Below are 3,480 nucleotides of genomic sequence, written 5' to 3' on the forward strand. Positions count from 1 at the left end.
ACCCGATACCATACCACCTGCTGCACCGATACTGATGGAGTGGTTACCTTGTGCCGATGGACCTGTTGCAATGCTCATCGGGAACAAACCAAACACAAAGGCAAGTGATGTCATAATAATCGGTCTGATCCTCAATCGCGCTGCTTCTATAGCCGAATCAACCAAACTGAGTCCCGCCTTTCGTCGCTGCACGGCAAACTCCACAATCAGAATGGCGTTTTTAGCCAGCAAACCGATAAGCATAATCAGTGCTACCTGTACATAAATGTTATTTTCGATACCGGTTAAGCCCAATACCACAAACACACCGAATACACCTGTAGGGATAGATAAGATTACCGCCAATGGCAGGATGTAACTCTCATACTGTGCTGATAATAAGAAGTAAACAAACACCAAACAAAGTAGGAATATCACTGTCGACTGTCCGCCTGAAGAAATTTCCTCACGTGTTTGTCCGGAGAATTCATAAGCATAACCTGTTGGCAATTGTTCTCTGGCGGTTTCTTCTATCGCTTTAATCGCATCACCAGAACTGAAGCCTGGTTTAGGGATCGCATTTACCTCTATAGAGTTAAACAGGTTATAACGAGAAGCTGTTTCTGAACCATATACACGGGTTAATTTAACCAGGGTACTGATTGGCACGCTTTCTCCTGCCTTGTTTTTAACAAACACACGATCGATACTTGCGGGGTCGGTTCTGTCGGCAACATCAGCCTGAACCACTACACGGTAGTATTTACCAAATCGGTTAAAATCTGATGCCTGCGCAGTACCAAAATAAGTCTGCATCGTTTGTAGGATATCTTTTTTGCTTACGCCCAACTGATCGGCCTTTTCATCGTTAACATCTAATTGTAACTGCGGATAATCTGCTTTATAAGAAGTAAAAGCATAAGCAATAGCCGGTTTCGCCATTAACTTTCCGATAAAGTTATTCGCTACGCCACTAAATTTATCCAGTCTGCCGTTCGTTTTATCCTGTAACATCACGTTCATGGCCTCCACATTACTAAAACCCGGAACCGTAGGGAAACTGAATACAAAGAAGGTACCGGCAGATATGGCTGCCATTTTAGCCCTTACGATATTTTGTATCTCATCGATATTTTTTACCGCCCCTCTTTCGTCGTTTGGTTTTAACAATAAGAAAATCTGACCAGCTGAAGGACTGTTGGATGCAGTTAAAAAGTTATAACCAGCCAACGACATCACAAATCTTGCTGATGGCATCGCCCTCAACTCTGCTTCGGCCTGTTTTAATATTTTATTGGTGTTGGCCAATGATGTTCCCGATGGACTGGCAACAGCGATAGCCACAAAACCCTGATCCTCTGTCGGGATAAAGCCTGTTTTTGTTCTGCCTACCAGAAAAATGGTAACCAAAACGATTAAGGCAAGCCCGCCCATACTGATCCATTTGTTACGGATAAGCACTTTTAAGCCACCAACATATCGGTTGGTCATATAATTGAAACCACCGTTAAAGCCTGCATAAAACTTTTCTACAAAACCTTTTTTAGGCGCGTTATGACCACCTTCAGCATGTTTGTTCTTTAAAAATAAGGCCGCCAGCGCAGGACTTAAGGTTAAGGCGTTAACAGCTGAGATAATGATGGCGATAGCCATGGTTAAAGCGAACTGTTTGTAGAAAATACCTGTTGAGCCGGTCATAAAACCAACTGGTAAAAATACCGCCGCCATGACCAATGTAATCGATATAATGGCCCCGGTAATTTCATTCATTGCCTCGGTAGTTGCCGCCCTCGGGCTAAGCGAAGGGTTTTCTTCCATTTTGGCATGCACCGCTTCTACCACCACAATCGCATCATCTACCACAATACCTATGGCCAGTACAAGCGCGAACAGGGTTAAAAGGTTAACAGAGAAGCCGAACAACTGCATGAAAAAGAAGGTACCGATAATCGCAACCGGAACCGCTATAGCCGGGATTAAAGTAGACCTAAAATCCTGAAGGAAGATAAATACAACGATAAATACCAGTAAAAAGGCTTCTATCAAAGTATGTTCTACCTGATTGATGGATTCATCAAGATCGGTTTTGGTACGGTAAAACTGATTGAATTTAATACCTGCAGGAAAATCTTTCGATAGTTTTGCCATCAGTTTATCAATGGCAATCTGGATTTCGTTGGCATTCGATCCTGATAATTGAATTATACCAATGGTAATACCATCGTGCCCGTTTAAACGGTTTACACTACCATAACTATAAGCACCCAATTCTACTCGGGCCACATCTTTTAAGCGTAATATAGAACCATCAGAATTAGAGCGGATCGCTATATTTTGATATTCTTCAGGCTTGGTAAGCTTACCTTTATATTTAATGATATATTCAAACGCCTCACTACTTCTTTCTCCAAACCTACCTGGTGCTGCTTCAAGGTTTTTGTCCTGAATGGCTGTGATGACTTCATTGGGTGTAATTTTGTAAGTCGCCAATTGACTTGGGTTTAACCAAATACGCATTGAATAATCTTTAATACCACCAAATACACTGGCAGAACCTACACCCGGGATACGTTTAAGTTCGGGAATGATATTGATCTGCGCATAGTTATTTACAAAAACGGCGTCGTATTTTTTTGGATCTTCTGAGTAAACACCGATAGCGCCAATAAAGCTATTTTGCTGTTTGGTAGTGGTTATACCATATTGTACAACCTCTGCAGGTAACTGGCTTGTGGCCTGCGAAACCCGGTTTTGCACATTAACAGCTGCCTGATCGGGGTTCGTACCCTGTTGAAAGTAAACTGTAATGGCCAAAGTACCGTCGTTACTGGCGCTCGAGGTCATGTATGTCATGTTCTCTACACCATTAATTGCTTCCTCCAACGATGGAGTTACCGAACGTAAAATCGTTTCGGCATTGGCCCCAGGATATACAGCAGTTACCAATACCGACGGAGGTGCGATATTTGGAAAGCGCTCTAAGGGCAACTTTGTTAAGCCAAGTATACCAACTATTACCAATAAGATGGAAATAACAGTCGAAAGTACAGGCCTGTCTATAAATTTCTGAAACATGACTTTTTAGATTTTAGGTCTTATTAATTTTTTGTTTTTGCAACAGCTACTTTATCTGCTGCTTTTTGAGGCTGGATCACCATGCCCTCCTGTAGTTTATCAACCCCGCTTAACACAATCTGGTCGCCAACTTTTACCCCGTCTTTAACCAGGTAATTTTCGCCAGCTTTACCAACAATGGTAATGGATTGTTTTTTCACCTTACTGCTGTCGCCTACGGTAAATACAAATACTTTATCCTGCATTTCTACCGTTGATGACTGCGGTACCAGAATGGCATTATCGTGCTGCAAACCTAAACGGATCTTACCGGTATTACCTGAGCGAAGAACGCCACTTGCATTAGGGAAACTTGCCCTTAACGTGATGGCACCCGTGTTTTTATCAAACTGACCATCAATCATATCGATCTTGCCTTTAATCGGG

General features: G+C 42.4%; 2 protein-coding genes. Both read right to left on the reverse strand.

All coding sequences use genetic code 11. The features are described from left to right. On the reverse strand, positions 1-3,054 hold a 3,054-nt coding region (locus tag AC1DPQ_RS21660), incomplete at its 3' end, for an efflux RND transporter permease subunit (RefSeq protein ID WP_477610840.1). Positions 3,055-3,077: 23 nt separating this feature from the next. Next, a partial coding sequence (locus tag AC1DPQ_RS21665) for an efflux RND transporter periplasmic adaptor subunit (protein ID WP_477610841.1) occupies positions 3,078-3,480 on the reverse strand: 403 nt, incomplete at its 5' end.

This window comes from Pedobacter sp. 01T416_2 (assembly GCF_056398925.1).